Origin of the sequence: Halomonas sp. SpR8 (assembly GCF_031010195.1) — a bacterium.
Lineage (GTDB): Bacteria > Pseudomonadota > Gammaproteobacteria > Pseudomonadales > Halomonadaceae > Vreelandella.
In genome coordinates this window covers 35,784-54,096 of record NZ_JAUAMC010000007.1, presented here as the reverse complement: position 1 = coordinate 54,096, position 18,313 = coordinate 35,784, and the positions used below count along the sequence as shown (strand labels likewise).

General features: G+C 60.2%; 17 protein-coding genes and 1 riboswitch. Of the genes, 6 read left to right on the top strand and 11 right to left on the bottom strand.

Annotation, left to right across the window (positions count from 1 at the left end):
* Window positions 1-2 precede the first annotated feature (2 nt).
* The 9 genes from cobJ to QT230_RS14305 are packed head-to-tail and all read right to left on the bottom strand — an operon-like array spanning window position 3 to window position 11,898.
* On the bottom strand, window positions 3-752 hold the full coding sequence (gene cobJ / locus QT230_RS14345; RefSeq protein ID WP_308322623.1) for a precorrin-3B C(17)-methyltransferase: 750 nt from the start codon (window positions 750-752) through the stop codon (window positions 3-5).
* Window positions 749-1,474: a precorrin-2 C(20)-methyltransferase gene (locus tag QT230_RS14340; RefSeq protein ID WP_308322622.1), complete on the bottom strand. Its 726-nt coding sequence runs from the start codon at window positions 1,472-1,474 to the stop codon at window positions 749-751. The genes cobJ and QT230_RS14340 overlap by 4 nt, the downstream gene beginning before the upstream one ends.
* The gene (locus QT230_RS14335) at window positions 1,471-2,100 is read right to left on the bottom strand and encodes a precorrin-8X methylmutase (protein WP_308322621.1); all 630 of its coding nucleotides are present in this window, start codon (window positions 2,098-2,100) and stop codon (window positions 1,471-1,473) included. The genes QT230_RS14340 and QT230_RS14335 overlap by 4 nt, the downstream gene beginning before the upstream one ends.
* Window positions 2,090-3,262 carry a cobalamin biosynthesis protein CobG gene (locus QT230_RS14330; protein WP_308322620.1) on the bottom strand — a complete coding sequence of 391 codons (1,173 nt, stop codon included), beginning with the start codon at window positions 3,260-3,262 and terminating at the stop codon, window positions 2,090-2,092. Before QT230_RS14330 ends, QT230_RS14335 begins: the two co-directional genes overlap by 11 nt.
* Window positions 3,240-7,103 carry a cobaltochelatase subunit CobN gene (cobN, locus tag QT230_RS14325; protein ID WP_308322619.1) on the bottom strand — a complete coding sequence of 1,288 codons (3,864 nt, stop codon included), beginning with the start codon at window positions 7,101-7,103 and terminating at the stop codon, window positions 3,240-3,242. Before cobN ends, QT230_RS14330 begins: the two co-directional genes overlap by 23 nt.
* The gene (gene cobW, locus QT230_RS14320) at window positions 7,103-8,212 is read right to left on the bottom strand and encodes a cobalamin biosynthesis protein CobW (protein ID WP_308322618.1); all 1,110 of its coding nucleotides are present in this window, start codon (window positions 8,210-8,212) and stop codon (window positions 7,103-7,105) included. The genes cobN and cobW overlap by 1 nt, the downstream gene beginning before the upstream one ends.
* The gene (locus tag QT230_RS14315; protein WP_308322617.1) at window positions 8,199-9,572 is read right to left on the bottom strand and encodes a cobyrinate a,c-diamide synthase; all 1,374 of its coding nucleotides are present in this window, start codon (window positions 9,570-9,572) and stop codon (window positions 8,199-8,201) included. The genes cobW and QT230_RS14315 overlap by 14 nt, the downstream gene beginning before the upstream one ends.
* A 14-nt stretch (window positions 9,573-9,586) precedes the next feature.
* Window positions 9,587-10,180 (bottom strand): cob(I)yrinic acid a,c-diamide adenosyltransferase, encoded by a 594-nt coding sequence (cobO, locus tag QT230_RS14310; RefSeq protein ID WP_250083762.1) that lies wholly within the window; start codon window positions 10,178-10,180, stop codon window positions 9,587-9,589.
* Window positions 10,177-11,898, bottom strand: a complete 1,722-nt coding sequence (locus QT230_RS14305) for an ATP-binding protein (RefSeq protein WP_308322616.1) — start codon at window positions 11,896-11,898, stop codon at window positions 10,177-10,179. Before QT230_RS14305 ends, cobO begins: the two co-directional genes overlap by 4 nt.
* Before the next feature lie 268 nt (window positions 11,899-12,166).
* A riboswitch (cobalamin riboswitch) is annotated at window positions 12,167-12,359 on the top strand.
* 63 nt (window positions 12,360-12,422) lie between these two features.
* Here QT230_RS14305 and QT230_RS14300 point away from each other — a divergent pair.
* The 5 genes from QT230_RS14300 (at window position 12,423) to QT230_RS14280 (ending at window position 16,936) form a co-directional block, all read left to right on the top strand.
* Window positions 12,423-13,439: an ABC transporter substrate-binding protein gene (locus tag QT230_RS14300; RefSeq protein WP_308322615.1), complete on the top strand. Its 1,017-nt coding sequence runs from the start codon at window positions 12,423-12,425 to the stop codon at window positions 13,437-13,439.
* A 95-nt stretch (window positions 13,440-13,534) separates the two neighbouring features.
* Entirely contained in the window at window positions 13,535-13,990 is a 456-nt protein-coding gene (locus tag QT230_RS14295; protein ID WP_308322614.1) for a pseudoazurin, read from the top strand.
* 83 nt (window positions 13,991-14,073) lie between these two features.
* A complete protein-coding gene (locus QT230_RS14290) occupies window positions 14,074-15,111 on the top strand; it encodes an ABC transporter substrate-binding protein (protein WP_308322613.1) in 1,038 nt (345 codons plus the stop codon).
* Window positions 15,108-16,172 carry an iron ABC transporter permease gene (locus QT230_RS14285; protein WP_308322612.1) on the top strand — a complete coding sequence of 355 codons (1,065 nt, stop codon included), beginning with the start codon at window positions 15,108-15,110 and terminating at the stop codon, window positions 16,170-16,172. Before QT230_RS14290 ends, QT230_RS14285 begins: the two co-directional genes overlap by 4 nt.
* Window positions 16,172-16,936: an ABC transporter ATP-binding protein gene (locus QT230_RS14280; protein ID WP_308322611.1), complete on the top strand. Its 765-nt coding sequence runs from the start codon at window positions 16,172-16,174 to the stop codon at window positions 16,934-16,936. The genes QT230_RS14285 and QT230_RS14280 overlap by 1 nt, the downstream gene beginning before the upstream one ends.
* A 34-nt stretch (window positions 16,937-16,970) precedes the next feature.
* Here QT230_RS14280 and QT230_RS14275 read toward each other — a convergent pair whose 3' ends face one another.
* Both QT230_RS14275 and QT230_RS14270 read right to left on the bottom strand, forming a co-directional pair.
* Window positions 16,971-17,582 carry a Yip1 family protein gene (locus QT230_RS14275; protein ID WP_308322610.1) on the bottom strand — a complete coding sequence of 204 codons (612 nt, stop codon included), beginning with the start codon at window positions 17,580-17,582 and terminating at the stop codon, window positions 16,971-16,973.
* A gap of 213 nt (window positions 17,583-17,795) precedes the next feature.
* Window positions 17,796-17,987, bottom strand: coding sequence for a tautomerase family protein (locus QT230_RS14270; protein WP_308322609.1), 192 nt, complete (start codon window positions 17,985-17,987; stop codon window positions 17,796-17,798).
* Between the two features lie 65 nt (window positions 17,988-18,052).
* On the opposite strand from QT230_RS14270, the gene QT230_RS14265 reads away from it, so the two are divergent.
* On the top strand, window positions 18,053-18,217 hold the full coding sequence (locus QT230_RS14265) for a hypothetical protein (protein ID WP_308322608.1): 165 nt from the start codon (window positions 18,053-18,055) through the stop codon (window positions 18,215-18,217).
* Window positions 18,218-18,313 lie beyond the last annotated feature (96 nt).

Genomic DNA, 18,313 nt, shown 5'->3' with positions numbered 1-18,313 from the left:
GCTTAATCAGCCGAACGCGGCGTATACACCAGCGGCGCGCCATCCCGCTCGATTAAGCGCGTCTGCTGAGAACCAATAATCACCAGCGTGCGCATATCGGCCATTTCCGGCGTCGCCTCGCCTAAGGTAGTTACGCGAATCGACTCCTCCGGGGTGGAAACCGCCCGGGCGAAGATGATCAGTCGATCCGGCCCACAGGCTTCCCGTAGTACCTCCAAGGCGCGCGCAAAACCCTCTGGCCGCGCCTTGGATCGGGGGTTGTAAAACGCCATGGCGAAGTCGGCCTCGGCGGCCAATCGCAGGCGCTTTTCAATTAGCGCCCAAGGCTTGAGGTTGTTGGATAGATTGATGCAGCAGAAGTCGTGCCCAAGCGGCGCGCCTACGCTTGCGCTGGCGGCCAGCATGGCGGAGATGCCTGGTAGCACCTGGATATCCAGCCTGCGCCACTGGGTATCACCGCCTTCCAGAGCCTCAAACACCGCCGCCGCCATGGCAAAGACGCCGGGGTCGCCAGAAGACACCACTACTACTCTGTGGCCTTCAAGCGCCAGCTGTAGTGCATGCTCTGCCCGGCGAATCTCTTCGCGATTATCCGAACCGTGGCGAATTAACCCAGTTCTAGGCGCGACCCGATTGACGTAGGGCACGTAGCCCACCACATCGGTGGCATCCTGCAGCGCGGCCGTGACTTCCGGGGTAATCATCGCCTCAGAACCCGGCCCCAGGCCGACGATTTTCAGCCAGCCCCTCATGGGCGCCGCCCGTTGCCGTGAATCAGCACAATCGAGAAGTACGGCACGCTCTCGCCAACGTCGCTTAGTGGCAATACGCGTTGTTGGGTCATGGCGGCGTACTCGATTAGCCAGGCTTGCTCTTCACGGCCAGCTTGAGCCAGCGCTCGGCGCAGTTTGGCCAGGTTGCGGCCAATCTTCATCACCACCAGTGCGTCGGTGTGGGCGATGCGCTCGGCCAATGCCTCTTCAGGCAGCGTGGCCATCAGCACGGTCATAATGTCATCGCCCCAGGTAACCGGCTGGCCGGTGGCAGTCCACGCCGCCGACATACCGGTAATGCCCGGCACCACCGAGACCGGCACGCGATTCAGTAGCCGCGTGTAGAGGTGCATAAAGGAGCCGTAGAAAAACGGGTCGCCTTCGCACAGCACCACTACATCGCAACCGGCCTCGGCCATCTCGATCAGTTGGGCCACGCTGCGCTCGTAGAAGGCTGACAGCAGTTCGTTGTAGCGGGGGTCGTCGAAAGGGATTTCCGTGGTGACCGGGTATTCCATGGGCAGCTCGGTTGCATCTGGTGCAATCAAGCCCTCCACGATGGTGCGGGCATGGCCGCAGCGACCCTTCTTACGAAAATAGGCCACGTGGCTGGCGCCGCGAATCAAGCGGTCGGCGCGCACGCTCATTAAATCCTGGCAGCCTGGCCCTAAGCCAACCCCATAAATCGTCCCTTGGGTCATTCGATGCGATCCGCCATGGCGTTAATGGCCGCTACCGTCACCGCGCTGCCACCCAGGCGGCCACGCACGATACAGCTGGAAAGCTCTGTATTCGCCAGCAGCGCTTCTTTGGATTCTGCTGCGCCGACAAAGCCCACCGGGCAGCCGATAATCGCTGCGGGGCGTGGGCAAGCCGGGTCTTCAAGCATATTGAGCAGGTGAAATAGCGCGGTGGGCGCGTTGCCAATGGCGACCACGGCGCCTTCAAGGTGTGGGCGCCACAGTTCCAGCGCCGCCGCCGAGCGGGTATTGGCCATTTCCTGGGCGAGGGTGGGGGTGCGCTCATCGTTAAGGGTGCAGATGACTTGGTTATCCGCGGGCAGCCGCTTGCGGGTAATGCCTTCCGAGACCATTCGTGCATCACAAAGAATCGGGGCGCCCTGCTCTAACGCGGCGCGGGCTTTATTGACCACGTCATTTTGAAAGTGAATATGCGCGGCCAGCTCCACCAGCCCGGCGGCGTGAATCATGCGCACCGCGACCGTCTCTTCCTCCGCTGAAAAGCGGGCAAGCTCGGCCTCGCTGCGGATAATGGCAAATGACTGCCGGTAAATCGCCGGGCCGCTTGTTTCGTACTTATGAGGCACCCAAATTCTCCAAATAACTTATGACTTCAGATTCACTCAGGCCAGTGGCCTTTGGAGCGCTATCAGCGCGGCCATTGATAATCACGTCAAAGCGCCCATCGCGACCGACTAGGCATAATGCCGCAGGCTGTTGGCGGGCACAGCCTTTGGCGCAGCCAGATATATGGACGCTACTGTTTTTCAGGCCGCTTAGCCGCTCCGCGAGCGGATGAGTGGCGACACTCGCCTGCTCGCAGTAAGGCGCGCCGGGGCAGGCATCTATTGATAGCCGTAGATCGCTATTATGCCGGATTAAGCCATCCACCGCTGGCGCTGCATCGCCCTGCACTAATTTCTGCTTAACCAGCAAGCGCCGCCAGGGCGTAACCTGAACGGCGGTGACGCTGGCGGGCGCTACCAACTCACGCAGCATTTCGCGCAGCATTGAAGCGGTGGCGCGCCCAAAGGGCAGCCCCACCACCTGGCCAGCGGGATGACTGCCCAGCGCCAGCTTGGCGCCGGAGGCTGCTGGGGCGGTGTCAGCAGGTGCCCACTCCGGCAATGGCGCTTTATGGCGGCGCATACGTCCGGCGTCCCAGCCGCCGCTTTCCACAAACCAGTGGGTGAGGCGAATTAGCTGCTCAACGGCGGCTTCCACATCGCTTACTGCGGTGCCTAGTGCATAGCCATCGCATCGTACCAGCAGGCCGCCTTCCATTGAGCGTTCAATGCGAAAATCGGCGGCGCTGTCGCACAGCACTGGCGCTTTTCCCGCATCGATGGCAATCCCTACCTTGCCGGGCATGGCGGCTAATTCGCTGCCCCGCGTTTGCAACCGGCTGGCAATGGTAGGCGAGTCATCCCCCGCTTGCCAGTGTGGCGCCAGCATCAGCTGCGGCTGGCGTTCCGCTTCCGGGTCGGCGCTGACCAGTTGATGCTCGACTAGAAAAGCCATTAACGACGGCCAAGTGGTGTCGGTCACGCCGCGCAGCTGGAAATTAGCCCGACTGGTGAGTTCGATCAAACCACTGCCAAAGGTCTCGGCGGCCTCGCATAGCGCCAGCATTTGTTGCCGTGAAAGCTCTCCCATGGGCGGGCGTACCCGAACCAACAGGCCATCGCCTGTGGCCATGGGCCGCCATGCGCCGGGGCACCAGCCTTTAATGCGCGGGCTGGGCAACATAACCACCGGTCTCTTTGGCTTCATCCATTTCCAGCAGCAGGTCTTTTAGCGCATCGCCATGCTCGCCAGGGGCTTGCCACATGCCCCGCTGGGCGGCTTCAAGTAAGCGTTCGGCCATCTCTTCTAACGCCGCCGGGTTGTGCTCGCGCAGAAACTGCTGATTGGCTTTGTCGAGCACCAGCGCATCGCTGACCTGGGCATACTGGTAATCGGCGACCAAGTCGGTGGTGGCGTCGTAGGCAAACAGGTAGTCCACCGTGGCGGCCATCTCAAAAGCCCCTTTATAGCCGTGCTCACGCATGGCGTTAATCCACTTGGGGTTGAGCACTCGCGAGCGAATCACCCGGGCCAGCTCTTCTTTCAGGGTGCGAATCTTGGGCGCAGCAGGGTTGGCGTGGTCGGCGTGATAAATCACCGGTGCCTGACCGCTTAGCGCTCGGCTGGCGTTGGCCATCCCGCCCTGAAAGGCGTAGTAGCTGTTGGAGTCGAGAATATCGTGCTCGCGGTTATCCTGGTTTTGCATCACTGCATCCAGGCCTTGGAGCTGCTGTTCAAAAGCACCCCGTGCAGCGGTACCCGACTCCTTAAACTGGCCGTAGGCGTAGGCCCCGGCATCCAGATAGGCTTCGGCTAAATCGTCGGCGCTCTCCCAAGAGCGGTTTTCAATCAGCCGGTTGAGGCCCGCGCCATACTCGCCAGGCTTGCTGCCGAAGATACGGTAGCTCGCCTCCTGAACAGCCATTTCCGGGCTTAACCCCTGGGCTTCCAGCGTTTGCTGGCGGGCTAACACCGCCACGCGGATAGTGTTGCTGTTGCCCGGCTCCTCATAGGCAGCCACCGCCTGCACAGCGGCATCGAACAGCCGGATCACGTTGGGAAACGCATCGCGGAAGAAGCCGGAAACCCGTAGCGTGACGTCCACCCGCGGGCGGTTGAGCAGCATCGAGGGAATCACCTCGATGTCGATCACCCGCTGCGAGCAAAGCGACCAGATGGGGCGCACGCCCATCAGCGCAAAGGCCTGGGCAATGTCATCGCCGCCGGTGCGCATGGTGGCGGTGCCCCAGATGGATAAGCCCAGGCGGCGGGGGTAGTCGCCGTTGTCCTGTAGGTAGCGCTCGACAAACGCCTGGGCGGATTTTTCGCCCAGCGTCCAGGCGGCGGGCGATGGGATCGAGCGGTTGTCCACGCTGAAGAAATTGCGCCCGGTGGGCAGCGTATCCAGCCGCCCGCGGCTGGGAGCGCCACTCGGCCCCGGCGGCACAAACAGGCCATCAAGGCCTTCCAGCAGCGAGCTGATTTCCATTTGGGCGCTCTGCTGAAGCGCCACCCACAGCTGGTCCCTTGCGTAGCGCAGCTGCTCGGCGGTCGCGGGATAGCGGGCAGCCAACGCCTCCAGGCGACCTGGCGCGACCACGTACTCCTCGACTAGCTGGTGGGCCAGCGCTTCCAGCCGCTCGCGGGTGTCGTTGCCGCTGCGCCAGGCGGCGCTATCCAGCTCGCGCAGCACATCTGGTCGCGGCCCTGTCCAGGGCTCGGCATCGGCCATCAGCGGGTCAAAATTCGCATGCCCGTCATCGTGCAGGGCCAAATCATCGGCCAGGTTATGCAGCAGGCCACGCTGGGCAATGCTCTCGCCCCTTGGCAAGCGCAGCAGCGCCACCAGGGTGCCGACCACTTTATCCTGGGGCGGCAGCGTGCCGAGCACGTGCAGGCCGTGACGAATCTGCGATTCCTTGATGTCGCATAAGAAGGTATCCAGCTCGTTCAGGATCAGCGCTTCGTCCTGGCTGTCGATGGCCTTGGTCAACTCCTGGTCGATGCCGGTCTCGCGCAGGTGCTCCAGAATCTGCTCGCGGATTAACGCTTCCCGCCGGGGGTCCATGTCCAGCGCCTGGTAGTACTCGTCGGTGAGCGCTTCCAGTTTGGCCATATCGCCATACAGCTCAGCGCGGGCCAGCGGCGGCATCAGGTGGTCGATAATCACCGCCTGGCTGCGCCGCTTGGCCTGGGCGCCCTCGCCCGGGTCGTTGACGATAAACGGGTAGAAGTGCGGCACCGGCCCCAGCGCAACATCCGGCCAGCAATCGGCGCTCAGGGCGCTGCTTTTGCCCGGCAGCCACTCAAGGTTGCCGTGCTTGCCGACGTGAATCACCGCTTCCACCTGGTAGTGCTCGCGCAGCCAGAAGTAAAACGCCAGGTAGCTGTGCGGCGGTGCCAGCTGCATATCGTGGTAAGACTGGGTCAGGTCGTCGATAAAGTCGCGCTCGGGCTGGATGCCCACGAAGGTTTCGCCCAGCCGGATACCCGAGATCATCAGCCGCCCCTGGCGGCATTTGGGGTCATCAGAGGGTGCGCCCCAACGCGTCCATACCGTTTCCTGGAGCTCGGCGGGCAGCGTGTAAAACCATGCCAGATACTCGTCAACGCTGATGCTTTGCCAGCACATGCGCTGGTCGATGACGTCGCGGTCGTTGGTCACCGCCCCTTGCAGCAGGCGGATCAGGTCATCGCCACTCGCCGGCAGGTCGCTCACCGGGTAACCTGCCGTTTGCAGCGCGGTTAAGATCTGCAGCGTCGAGGCGGGCGTATCCAGCCCCACGCCATTGCCAATCCGGCCGTCGCGGTTGGGATAATTCGCCAGCACCAGCGCCAGCCGTTTGGCGTGATTGGGGGTGGTGCGCAGGTGGCAGAACCGGCGCGCCAGCTTGGCGACAAACTCAGTGCGCTCGGGATGCAGGGCGTGATGGGTTACCGACAGCTGGCTGCGCGCGTTGTAAAGCGCTTCCGCCTTGAAGCCCACCGCCCGGGTAATCACCCGGCCATCCATCTCCGGGAGCACGACTTGCATCGCCACATCCCGGCTTCTCAGCCCGGCGGCGGAGGCCTGCCAGTCCTCGACGGTGCTGCTGGATAGAATCGCCTGGAGAATGACCGGCTGGCCGTCGAAAACGCTCTCGGGAATCGCGCCGCCCAGCGGGTAGGTGTCGTCGGAATTGCGGTTAATCGAGAAGCTGGTGGTGTTGACCACCAGCATGACGCCGGTCTGCTCGATCAGGTGATTGACAAACGCAATGCAGTCGGCCTCTTTCAGGGAGGCAACGGCGATGGCGAGTGGTTCAAGCCCCTGCGCTTTAAGCGCCTCGATCATGCCGTCAACAACCAGGGTATTGGCGCCCTGCAAGTGGCTGCGATAGAACAGCAGCAGGCACACCGGCCTATCCGGTTGCTGGTTGGCCCGCCATTCGCTCAGGCTCATCACCTGGCGCCCGGATGGGCTCGAGGCGTCGCTGGGCGCGTAGATCACCGCCGAAGGTACCACCTTGGGCTCCTTCCAGGCGGTGGGCATATCAAGACATTCGCTGCCTACAAAGCGCAACAGCTGCTCGGCGTTATCCACGCCGCCTTCGCGCAGGTAGCGCCACACCCGGTGGGCGCTTTCATAGTCGACGCTCGAGGCTTCCAGCAGCGCATCGTCCGGCGCGTCGCAGCCCGGCACCAGGATCAACTGGCGGCCCGGCTTGGCGTTCAACCAGGCCAGCAGCCGTTCGTAGCCGTACTGCCAGTAGGCCTGACCGCCGAGCATCGACACCACCACGAGCTGCGCCTTTTCCAGCACCCGATCCTCGTAGAGGTCGTAGGCGGCGGGCTTGACCAGGTTCATCCAGTTGGCCAGACGCACTGACGGATAGCGCTCGCCCAGGCGATCAATCGCCTGGGCCAGAGCCGACAGGTTGCTATCGGCAGCCGATAGGATCACGACATCCGCAGGGCTCTGTTGAAGATCGACAATGCCTTCGTCATCAACAAAGCCGCCGGGTTTGGCAGCAAAAAGGTGCATTAGGCGGCTGTTGTTACCTCTGCTTCGGCAAGCGCTTCACGCAGCGCGTCGCTGTCCAGCGCCTTGCCAATGATGACCAGTTGGGTTTGACGCGTCTCGCCTTCCGCCCAGAGGCGGTCGAAGTAGCCATCCAGCCGTTCGCCCACGGCCTGGATCACCCGGCGCATCGGCTTGCCGGGAATCGCCGCAAAGCCCTTGGCGCGGTAGATTTCCTGGGTTTTGACAATGTGTTGCAGCTTGGCCGCCAGCAGGTCGCCGTCGACTTCGCCCAGGGTGATTACGCAGGAGTCAAAATTGTCGTGGGCGTGGTCGTGATGAGCGCCTTCGGCGTGGTGCTTATCGTGGTGGTTGGCGATCAGGTCGATGTTTGCTTCGCTGGCCGCCCCGATGCCCATCAAGGCTTCCAGTTGCACGGTGTTGGTGGCCAGGGTTTGATCGACAAACAAATACTTCACTGATTCAGGCACACGCGCCTGAATCAACGCCTCGACCCGCGCCTTTTCGTCCGGGCTGAGCAGGTCCGTCTTGCTGACCAGCACCAGGTCGGCCGCACTTAGCTGGTCATCCAGCAGTTCTTGCAGGCTGGGGTCGTGGTCCAGGCTTTCGTCGGCCTGGCGCTGGGCCTCTACCTTGGCCACATCGCTGGCGTAACGGCCGGCGGCCACGGCAGGGCCATCGATCACGGTAATGATCGCATCGACGGTGCAGTGCTGGCGCACTTCCGGCCAGTTGAAGGCCTGCACCAGCGGCTTGGGCAGCGCCAGGCCGCTGGTTTCGATCAGAATATGGTCGATATCGTCGCGGCGGGCGACCAGCTTTTTCATCACCGGTAGAAACTCTTCTTCTACCGTGCAGCAGATACAGCCGTTGGCCAGCTCAAAAATGCCGCTGTCTTCGCCTTCCAATGGCTGCCTGGCTTCGCCGCCCGGCTCACAGTCCAGCGCACAGCCGCGCAGCAGGCTTGAGTCGATGTCCTGCTCGCCGAATTCATTGACGATCACGGCAATTCGCTTGCCGGTCACCTGGCGTAAAATGCTCGCCAGCAGGGTGGTTTTACCGCTGCCCAAAAAGCCGGTGACCACGGTGGCGGGTATCTTATTTAACTGCATGGGTCTGGTCCTCAGAATCGATAGGCTGACGCGCTGGCGACGCTTTGCCGCTAAACAGCAGCGCGATCGCGGCAGGGTTGTTGGCAAAAAACAGGTGCAAGTAAGTGGCGGTCAACCCACGCTCACGAAAGATGGCTTCTCCGGGCGCGGGGTGGCGCTGGCGGCGGCCGTGGGCAATGGGTTCCGGCGTTCCCTCGGCCATCGAGCGATGATGGGCATGGCCGCGTACCGGGCCTTCGAGCAGCTCGGCGGTTTGCATTCCCTGGCAGCCCCGCCGCCCGCGCATCGCCCCCTGCCCTGGCAGCAGGCCCAGCATGGTGTGGGTAGTTTCGTCGTAGTCGGTCAGGGTTTCCAGGCAGTAAAGCAGCCCGCCACACTCGGCAAGAATCGGCTTGTCGTCGGCAAATAATTGCCTGATCGCCGCGTGCATGGCCGTGTTGACCGCCAGCTTCTCAGCGTGAATTTCCGGGTAGCCACCGGGCAGCCACAGCGCATCGCAGCTTGGCAGGTCCCTATCGTCTAGCGGCGAGAAAAAGCGCAGCGCAGCACCCATCTGCTCGAGCAGGTCCAGGTTGGCCTGGTAAATAAAGCTGAACGCGGCGTCTTTGGCCACGCCGATGGTAATCCCGTCAAGCGAGGGCAACGCCGCTTTGGCGATCTCTGGCGCGGTGTAAAACGTCACCGGCGGCAGCGCGAGCAGCGTTTGCGGCAGGTTTTCCGCCTCGATAACGCTTGCGCCCTTTTCAAAGCGTTCTTCCAGATCGTCACGAATCTCGTCGGCCTGCACCAGGCCTAGATGACGCTCGGGCAGCGAAAGCTCTGGGTTGCGCGCGATGGCGGCGAGCAGCGGGATGTCAGTCGGCAGGGTTGTCTCGATCAGCTCGCGGTGGCGCTCGGAGCCGCAGCTGTTGGCGATAAGTCCGACAATGCGGATATCGTCACGAAAGCCCGCCAGCCCCGCCAGGAGTGCGCCCGCGGTCTGCGCCATGCCTTTGACGTCCATCACCACCACCATGGGCAAGCCAAACCGCGCGGCCAAGTCGGCACTGGAGGGCTCGCCGTCAAACAGGCCCATGGCGCCTTCGACTAATATCATATCCGCCGTTTGGGCGGCTTCATAAAAGCGCTGGCGGCAGTAGGCGTCGCCCGCCATCCACAGGTCAAGCTGGTCGACCGGCTGGCCAGCGGCCTGAGCCAGCACCTGGGGGTCCAGGTAGTCGGGGCCGGTTTTAAACACGCGCACCACCTTGCCCTGGTTGCGCAGGGCTCGGGCCAGCGCCGCGGTAAAGGTGGTCTTGCCCTGCCCTGAAGAAGGCGCGGCAATAAACAGCGCCGGGCAGCTTGCAGTGGTTGTGCTCATCAGGGCTGTGCTCATCAGTATTCGATCCCCGCCTGGGCTTTAACACCCCCACGAAAGGCGTGACGCTCGTCTTGCACCGTGCTGATGGTATCGGCGATTTCCTGAAGCGGCGTCGCCATGGTGCGCCCGGTGATGATCACGTTTTGATGCGCCGGGCGTTGGTTAAGCGCTTCGACCACCGGCAGCGGATCAAGGTAGCCGTACTTGAACATGTAGCTCATTTCATCGAGGACGATGAGGTGGTAATCCGGGTTTTCGAGCAATCCCTTGGCCACTGCCCACGCCGACTGGGCGGCTTCAATATCACGCTCGCGATCCTGGGTTTCCCAGGTAAACCCCTGGCCCATGATGTGCCAATCAAGGTTGGGCTGATCGCGGAAAAACAGGTATTCGCCGGTCTCGCGCCGCCCCTTGATGAACTGGATGACCGCACAGCGCTGCCCGTGGCCCAGCGCCCGCGCCATGGTGCCCAACGCGGAGCTGCTTTTACCTTTGCCGTTGCCTTTCAGCAGGATCAACACCCCGCGCTCTTCCGTGGCACGGCTGATGCGCTCGTCGACCACGTCTTTCTTGCGCTGCATGCGGTTGGTATGGCGATCGTCACTCATGGGGTTTCCCGTCCAGAAAAAGGTGTCCAGTATCTTGCGCCCAGCTGCTGGGCGATGCGCGCCCCCTGGCCGCGTTTGATTCTGGACGACTCGGTATCCATCAAGATGCAGTCGCCCAACGGGCCAAGGTCGGCGACGGATTCACGGGTACGCCCGTCGGTAATCAGATAGGTACGAATATGCAGCCCGGGCTCGCGGCGTTGCCACTGGTGGATCAGGCGCCTGGCTTCGATAACCGCCTCGCGCAGCGGCGTACCGCCGCCACCCGTCGCCGCCTCCAGCGCATCTTGTACGCGCTTGGGCGCACGGCGCCGGGACAGAAGCGGCACCACACCGCCGTTACCGAACCCCACCACGGCGACCTGCTCGCGTGCCGCGTAGGCCTTGTTCACCAGCGCTTCCACAAGCCCTTTCGCCTGGCCCAGCAAGCGCTGCCCCAGGGTAGAGCCGGAGGTGTCCAGCAGCACCAGGTGCGCCGTCGCCTGACCCGCGCGGGATTTGCGCATTTTTATCTCTCGCCAGGGCCACTGGCCGCGATTGGCGACCAGGGTGCCGAAGCTATCCAGGCGAGAGGTTTCCGCCTGGGAGCGCCCCTTGCCTGCCGCACGCCCTTTTCCTGCCGAGGCCGGGGTTGCCGCTGCCTTGTCCTGAGCATCGGCGTCTGGAGTTTTCGCCAGATTGGGGGCCGGTTGTGAAATCGTCTGCTGCGCCTGGGGCGGCATGGCGCCCCACTGGCCCTGCTCGCCGCGCTGGTCGAATGCCCCCGACGATTCGTTAGATGCCGACGACGAACCGCCGTTACCCCCCGACGGTGTTTCACCCTGCGGCGGCGGCGATGCCGGCGGATTCTGCTCGGGAGGTTGGGTACGCCGATGGTCCAGCACCCACGGCTCGACGATCTCGATATCCTGCTGAGCTACCTCGCTTGCGCCGCGCCAGGCAGCATGAGCGCGCGCGGCACGGTGCCAGGTCACATCGGCTCGCAGGCCTTCCACTCCGGCGGCTTCACAGCGCGAGGCGATGGTGTGATACGCCCAGGACGGGGTAATGACATCAACCAACTGGCGCTGGGCTTGTTGAATACGCTCGGTCAGCGCGGCCTGGGCATCCTCGAAATCCCCCATGGCGTGCGTGGGGTCACGGTCAAAGGCTTCGCGCTGTTGGACGATGGCGATTCGCTCTTCCACGCTAATGCTCGCGGGCTGATCGATACACAGCCCAAAACGGTCCAGCAACTGCGGGCGTAGCTCGCCTTCATCCGGGTTCATGGTGCCAATCAGGCTAAAGCGTGCCGGGTGGGAATGGCTGATACCGTCGCGTTCGACGATGTTGGTCCCGCTGGCGGCCACATCCAGCAGCAAATCGACCAGCGTGTCGGGTAACAGGTTAACTTCATCCACATACAACACGCCGCCGTGGGCCTTGGCCAGCAAGCCGGGGTGGAAAGTGGTTTCACGCTCGGCAAGCACCCGCTGCAAATCCAGGCTTCCCGTCAGGCGGTCCTCGCTTGCGCCTAGCGGCAAGGTGACAAACGGCGGTTTTTGCCCCTGGCTGTCCGGCGGCAGAATAGCCGCCAATGCCCGTGCCAGGGTTGATTTGGCGCTCCCCCGGGGGCCGCTGATCAGCACGCCGCCAATCTGGGGATTAATCACATTGAGCAGCAGCGCTGTTTTCAGCGCTTCCTGGCCAACAACGGCCGCAAAGGGAAACTCACTCACCGGCACCTCCCGTGCTGGTCATGCCCGTCAACAGGCCAACATCTGCCAACTGATTTGACGACCGTCGATCTTGAATATTTTTCATGATATATAGCCGGGAGATAATAAAACCATTCATAAAGAAGTGGAAATATAAAAGGCATTTAGTATAGAGGAAGGTATGGCGGCGAGGCCAATCTAATGCGTGATGGTTGCCTTTTTACCTCCACTGTCAATCACCGGGTCTCGCAAAATCCTCAGGCTGTTGTTGTTCGCTATCCGCCTACAACTTAGTATGGCTAATGTCGGTGTTCCCCCCGGAACTTAATAGAGAATCCGCCGCGGCTTGCCGCGAAACGGAACTGCCCCCGCAACTGTAGGCGGTGAGCGATGCTCTTTGATGCCACTGGACACATTGTCTGGGAAGGCGAGCTAGCCATGACCCGTCAGTCAGGAGAACTGCCGACATATGACTAACATAGAGCGAAGTGGCTCGGTCACTATTTTCTGGCCGAATCCCAAGCTCATCATGCACGGGAGTGTACATGATGTTGAGATTGACCACGGCCATCGCCGCGAGCGCTGTTGGCCTTACACAGGCGGCTTATGCCGCCACCGATTACCCGCTTACGCTCACCAGCTGCGGACACGAGATCACTTTGGAACAGGCACCGGAAAGCGTGGTGAGTATCGGCCAAGCCCCCACTGAAATGCTTTACCTGCTGGGCCTTGGCGATAAAGTGGTCGGCACCGCCCTGTGGATTAACCCGGTGCTGGAGGAGTTTGCCGAGGTCGATGCGCAGGTGGAGCGGCTTGCGGATAACGCGCCAAGTTATGAGAGTGTGGTCACCAAACATCCAGATCTGGTGGTCTCCGCCTATGAGTGGATGGTCGGGCCGTCTGGCATGGTGGGTACCCCTGCCATGTTTGATGAAGCGGGTATCCCTGTCTGGACGCTACCCACCGAGTGCGTTGGTAAAGACAACGACCAAAGCATGGACGGCACTCGAACGGATCTCTTCGCGACCGAGCTACTCTACGAGAGCATTGCGACGCTAGCCCAGATCTTTGACGTCACTGAACGCAGCGACACGGTGATTGCCGATCTTAAAGCACGTGAAGAGGCCGCCGTGGCAAAGGCGAATAGCCTTGATTTACCCGACGACCTTAGCGGCGTTTTCTGGTACTCCTCGGCCGATCTCAACATCGACCCCTACGTGGCGGGTGTTAACAGCGTGCCAGGGTGGATGATGACGCAGTTGGGCATTACCAACGTGGTGACTTCCGAAGAGGAGTGGCCCACCGTGGGCTGGGAAACCATTGCGCGTAGCAACCCTACCTTTATTGCCGCGGCCAAAATGGATCGGCGCCGCTTCCCGGCCGACGACATCGCGCTTAAGCGCGAGTTTCTTTACGCCGACCCCGTCACCAGCGTCACCGCAGCCGTGGAGAATGATCGCATCATTGAGATCGACGCTCATGCAATGGATCCATCGATTCGCTCGATCTTTGCGCTAGAAACCCTTGCCGACAAGCTCGCTGACTTCAACCTGTCAGAATAGTAAGTGCTGCTGCGCACCTACTACCTCGCTGCTCGGATCGTTTCTGATCCCGAGGGTGGTGCGCCGCTAATTGTCTTCCAACGGATCTAATTATCATGAAGATGCTGCTAAGCACTGCCGTGCTGCTTTTTTTAACGTCCGGCTTTTTACCGCTAGCGGCGGTAGCCGAGACACACTCCCCCCAAACCCACACTGTTGAAATGCTTAACCGCGACGATAGCGGCCCAATGCTTTTTGCGCCCGGCTACCTGGTTGTTCAACCGGGCGATACGGTGAAGTTTCTTGCCACCCATGCTGGCCACAATGCAGCCACTATTGAAGGAATGATCCCCGCGGGCGGGGAAGCCTTTATCGGCAATATCAATGAAGAAATCGAAGTAACCCTTACTGAAGAAGGCATCTGGGGTATTAAATGCTCCCCTCATTACAGCATGGGCATGGTAATGCTGATCCAGGTGGGCGACACCGCTGCCAGCACAGACGACTTGCCCGATAACCTCCCGCCTGCCGCGCGGCAACGCTTTTTGGATATTTTGTCTGAAAATAGCTGATGGAGAAAACTGCTCTTCATCGAGCAATATATAATGTTATAACATTACAAAACATTCAAAAATGCCTTTTTGTGGAAACCTAAATGAACATCCTACGTTACCTATTGAGTGCCACGCTGCTGCCCGCCTCTTACGCAGCGGCCGATGCAACGAGCTATTCAACAAACTATCCAACGAACTATCCCGTGACCTTAACCAACTGCGGCGTAGAGATCAGTGTGGCGTCGGCCCCAGAGCGAACAGTGACGGTGGGCCAATCGGCCACAGAGATACTTTACTCACTAGGGCTCGCTGACCGCGTCAATGGCACCTCGGTGTGGTTCAATCCGGTTCTTCCCCAGTTTGCTGAAGCCAATGAAGCGATCGAGCGGATCGCCAACGACGATCCAAGCTTTGAAGCCGTGGTCAATAAGCGGCCTGACCTGGTGGCCGTGCAGTACGAGTGGCACGTTGGCCCCACCGGTAGCGTCGCCACCCGTGAACAGTTTCATGAATTGGGTATTAACACCTATATTATGCCCGCTGACTGCGATACCAAGGATAACTCTACCGGCGGCGACGGTACCCGCACGGCTGCCTTTTCAACGGATTCAATCTATAAAGGCATTACCGAGCTTGCCCAGATTTATGATGTACAAGACGCTGGCGAAGCGCTGGTGGCCGATCTTATTGACCGTGAAGCGCGTGCTATTGAGCTGGCGAGCAGCCTTGATCTGCCGGAAGACCTGTCGGCGGCATTCTGGTTTTCATCGACAGACCTGGGGGTTAGCCCTTTTGTTGCGGGTCAGTTAGGCGCGCCGGGCTATATGATGGACAAACTCGGCATTCGTAATGTGATCGAGTCCGATGAGGAGTGGCCCACAGTAGGCTGGGAGAGCATCGCAAGAGCTGACCCCGATGTACTTGTTATCGCCCACATGGATCGCCGCCGCTTTCCTGCCGACGACATTGAAGCCAAGCGCGAGTTTCTGCGCAGTGACCCGGTCACTAGCGAGATGAGCGCGGTTAAAAACAATCGCATCGTGGAGATGAATGCCCATGCCATGAGCGCTACGATGCGCACTATTTATGGCCTTGAAACACTGGCCGAGGCGCTATCGACGATGGCATTTGACCAATGAGCATAGCGTTAACGCGGCTATCAACGGCGGGGGTTGGACTGCGCTGGCTATGGATCACGCCGCTGGTGCTAGTGGCAGCGCTGATCGCGGGTACCGCCATTGGCGAGACACCGATCCCGGTTGATACCATTTTCAAAGTACTCGCCAATCAGCTGTTTGGCGCGGATTACCCTGTAGACCGAATCGATACGGGGATTATCTGGAATTACCGGCTTAGCCGCGCCGTGGTCGCTGCCTGCTGCGGCACCAGCCTGGCGCTGGCGGGCGTCGTGCTTCAGGCGCTACTGCGTAACCCTTTGGCTGACCCCTACTTAATGGGCATTTCCGCCGGGGCTTCTACCGGTGCGGTCGCCGTGGCAGTGGCTGGATTAGGCGCAGGCGCGCTTTCGCTCTCTTTGGGTGCCTTTGTGGGCGCCCTGCTTGCCTTTGGTATCGTGGTCATGCTCGCCCATGCGGCCAACAGCGGTGTGGGCGGCGGGCGCGGCGTTCAGGCCGCAGGGGCGATTATTCTGGCAGGCATTGCCGGGTCGCAACTGTTCAATGCGCTGACCGCTTTTATCATTACTAAATCAGCGAGCGCCGAGCAGGCACGGGGCATTATGTTTTGGCTGATGGGTAACCTCTCCGGTGTGCGCTGGGCTGATGTGACTTTGGCGGTGCCTGGCGCGCTATTTGGGCTACTGGTTTGCCTATGGCACCGGCGCTCACTGGATGCCTTTACTTTCGGTGCCGACAGCGCCGCTTCCATGGGCATTGCGGTACGCCCCGTACGGGGCATGCTGATTATCGCCATGGCGCTGGTCACGGCGGTGATGGTGTCTATTGTGGGGTCGATTGGCTTTGTGGGCTTGGTGATTCCCCATGCCATGCGCTTTATCGTAGGCAGTCAACACACACGCTTAGTGCCCGCCACTGCTCTTGCTGGCGCGGTATTTTTGATCGGCTCAGATATCCTTTCCCGCACTCTTATACCCGGCCAAGTGCTACCGATCGGGGTGATTACCTCGCTGATCGGCGCGCCTGCCTTTGCGCTTATTCTTATTCGCGGCAAGAGGTCTTAATGCGTTTATCGGCTGAACAGCTCACTTGGGCGGTGCATGGAACGCCACTGCTTGTTGACGTTAATCTCACCGTCGAGCCAGGCCAAACCTATGGCCTGGTGGGGCCGAACGGCTCGGGCAAGACTTCCCTTCTGCGCCTGCTGGCGGGGTTGAACAAACCCAAATCAGGCCGTGTGCTGATGGGTAGCCAGCCTCTGCACACTCTCAAGCAGCGGGCGATTGCCCAGTCCATTGCCCTGGTTGAGCAACAGGCGGACACCACCGACCGAATTACCGTGCGCCAAGTAGTATCACTGGGACGTACGCCCTTCCTTACCGCCTTACGTCCTTGGTCAAGCAAAGATGACGCTATTGTGTCTAAAGCGCTGTTTGATGTGGATATGACGCACATGGCTGACAGGCTTTGGCACACCCTCTCAGGCGGCGAGCGCCAGCGCGTGCATATTGCCCGGGCGTTGGCCCAGCAGCCGAAAATCCTGCTACTGGATGAACCCACCAACCATCTGGATATTCGTCACCAGCTGTCGATTCTTGAACTGGTCAGGCAGTTGTCGATTACGGTAATTATCTCTCTTCACGACCTTAATCAGGCCATGGAGTGTGACCGCATCGGCGTGATGGATGGTGGCCGCCTGATCGACAGCGGCCATCCTCACGACGTACTCACCGCCAACCGCCTCCGGCAGACCTTTGGGGTGCATGCCCACGTGATAGACGACCCTGTCGATAGCAAACAGATCATGCGATTTCGTAGTGCGATTTAGCTAGCGCCTGTACCAAGTACGCCAGGGCGGCCCTTCATCGAAAGAGATGCCACACCACGCTGTGATCCGTGCCCATACTCCACAGCAGTACAATCACCACGAGCAGTGCCTCCAGCACCAAAACACCGATACCCAGCGTCGTAGTTGACAGGATGAACCCGCGCTCATGGCTGATGCCTAAAAAGCTGGGGGTTCCCTTATAGAGTAGATATGCGCTGTAGAGCAGCCCGATCACCATACCCAGCATACAGAACCAGAAAGCCGGATAGAGGGCAAAAACGCCACACAAGAACATCGGTGTCGCAATGTACCCCGCGAAAATAAGGCAATCGCGGCGGCTGGGCCGAGTGTCTATACGACGGGCCAACCAATGGATCATACTGCCCACAATAGCAACAGCCATTAGAATCAACGCATAAAAAGCCACGCCTAATGCAATACCATTGGCAAGTGAGACTTTATAGGTTTCAGAGCCACCATAGGTCCAGCCGACCTGAGTAGTGCCTATCAGCGCACATACAACGGGAATAACAGCGAGTAAAAGGACATGATGAGCATAAAGATGGCTGACTGATTCATGCTCGCCACGGATCGAATGCCACTCTCTTTCAGGATGATGGAGGAGCCCCCAAACATGATGGATCATAACGACCTCCCGATTTTGTAGATGCTCTATTGTCAGGGTCCGGCTGTTAAGGTCAGACGATGATCGATCGAATCAACGAAGAACCAAATCAATTTTAGTGTAGACCACAAAATCATTTTCGGAGGAGCTTTATGTTTTGCTGGTGAAAAATACGCTCGAGGCAACCACTGCGACGCCAGTTACCACCGCAGACATCCGGAGAAGTGGCAGCCACTACTGCTTCTTCCAATCAGTCGCTAGCTCGCCCCCTTTTGCCCAATTCTCATGACTGGTTTCAGCAAAGAAAATTTGCACCGCTTCAGGTGAAACTTCGTAAGCTTGCACAAACGCTTCGGTGATTTTATGGGCCAGTTCACGCTTCATTTCGACTGAACGCGGCGACTGCTGGATAGTCACGATAGGCATATTGATACCTCCTAGTTAACAGAGTTGGTTAATGCTATTCCGACGAACTGGAGCCAGGCACCGGCGTGCCGCGTTACGATGCGAACGCCCAAGTCATCGAACGCTTCTACGCCGGGGTGTCGATCAAGCGCGAAATGGGCGAATTTGAGACCTTCTACAGCAACGAAAAAGCACGGCGTTTGGTCGGCTTCGCACCACGCCATTCCTGGCGGGATGAAATGGAGCAGTAAAGCCAACTGGGGAAATAAGGGGTTATGCCAGGCTCTGTTGACGCTTCATCGCGACGCGCGCGGCAGCGTCAACAGACTCTATATGAAAACTGATGG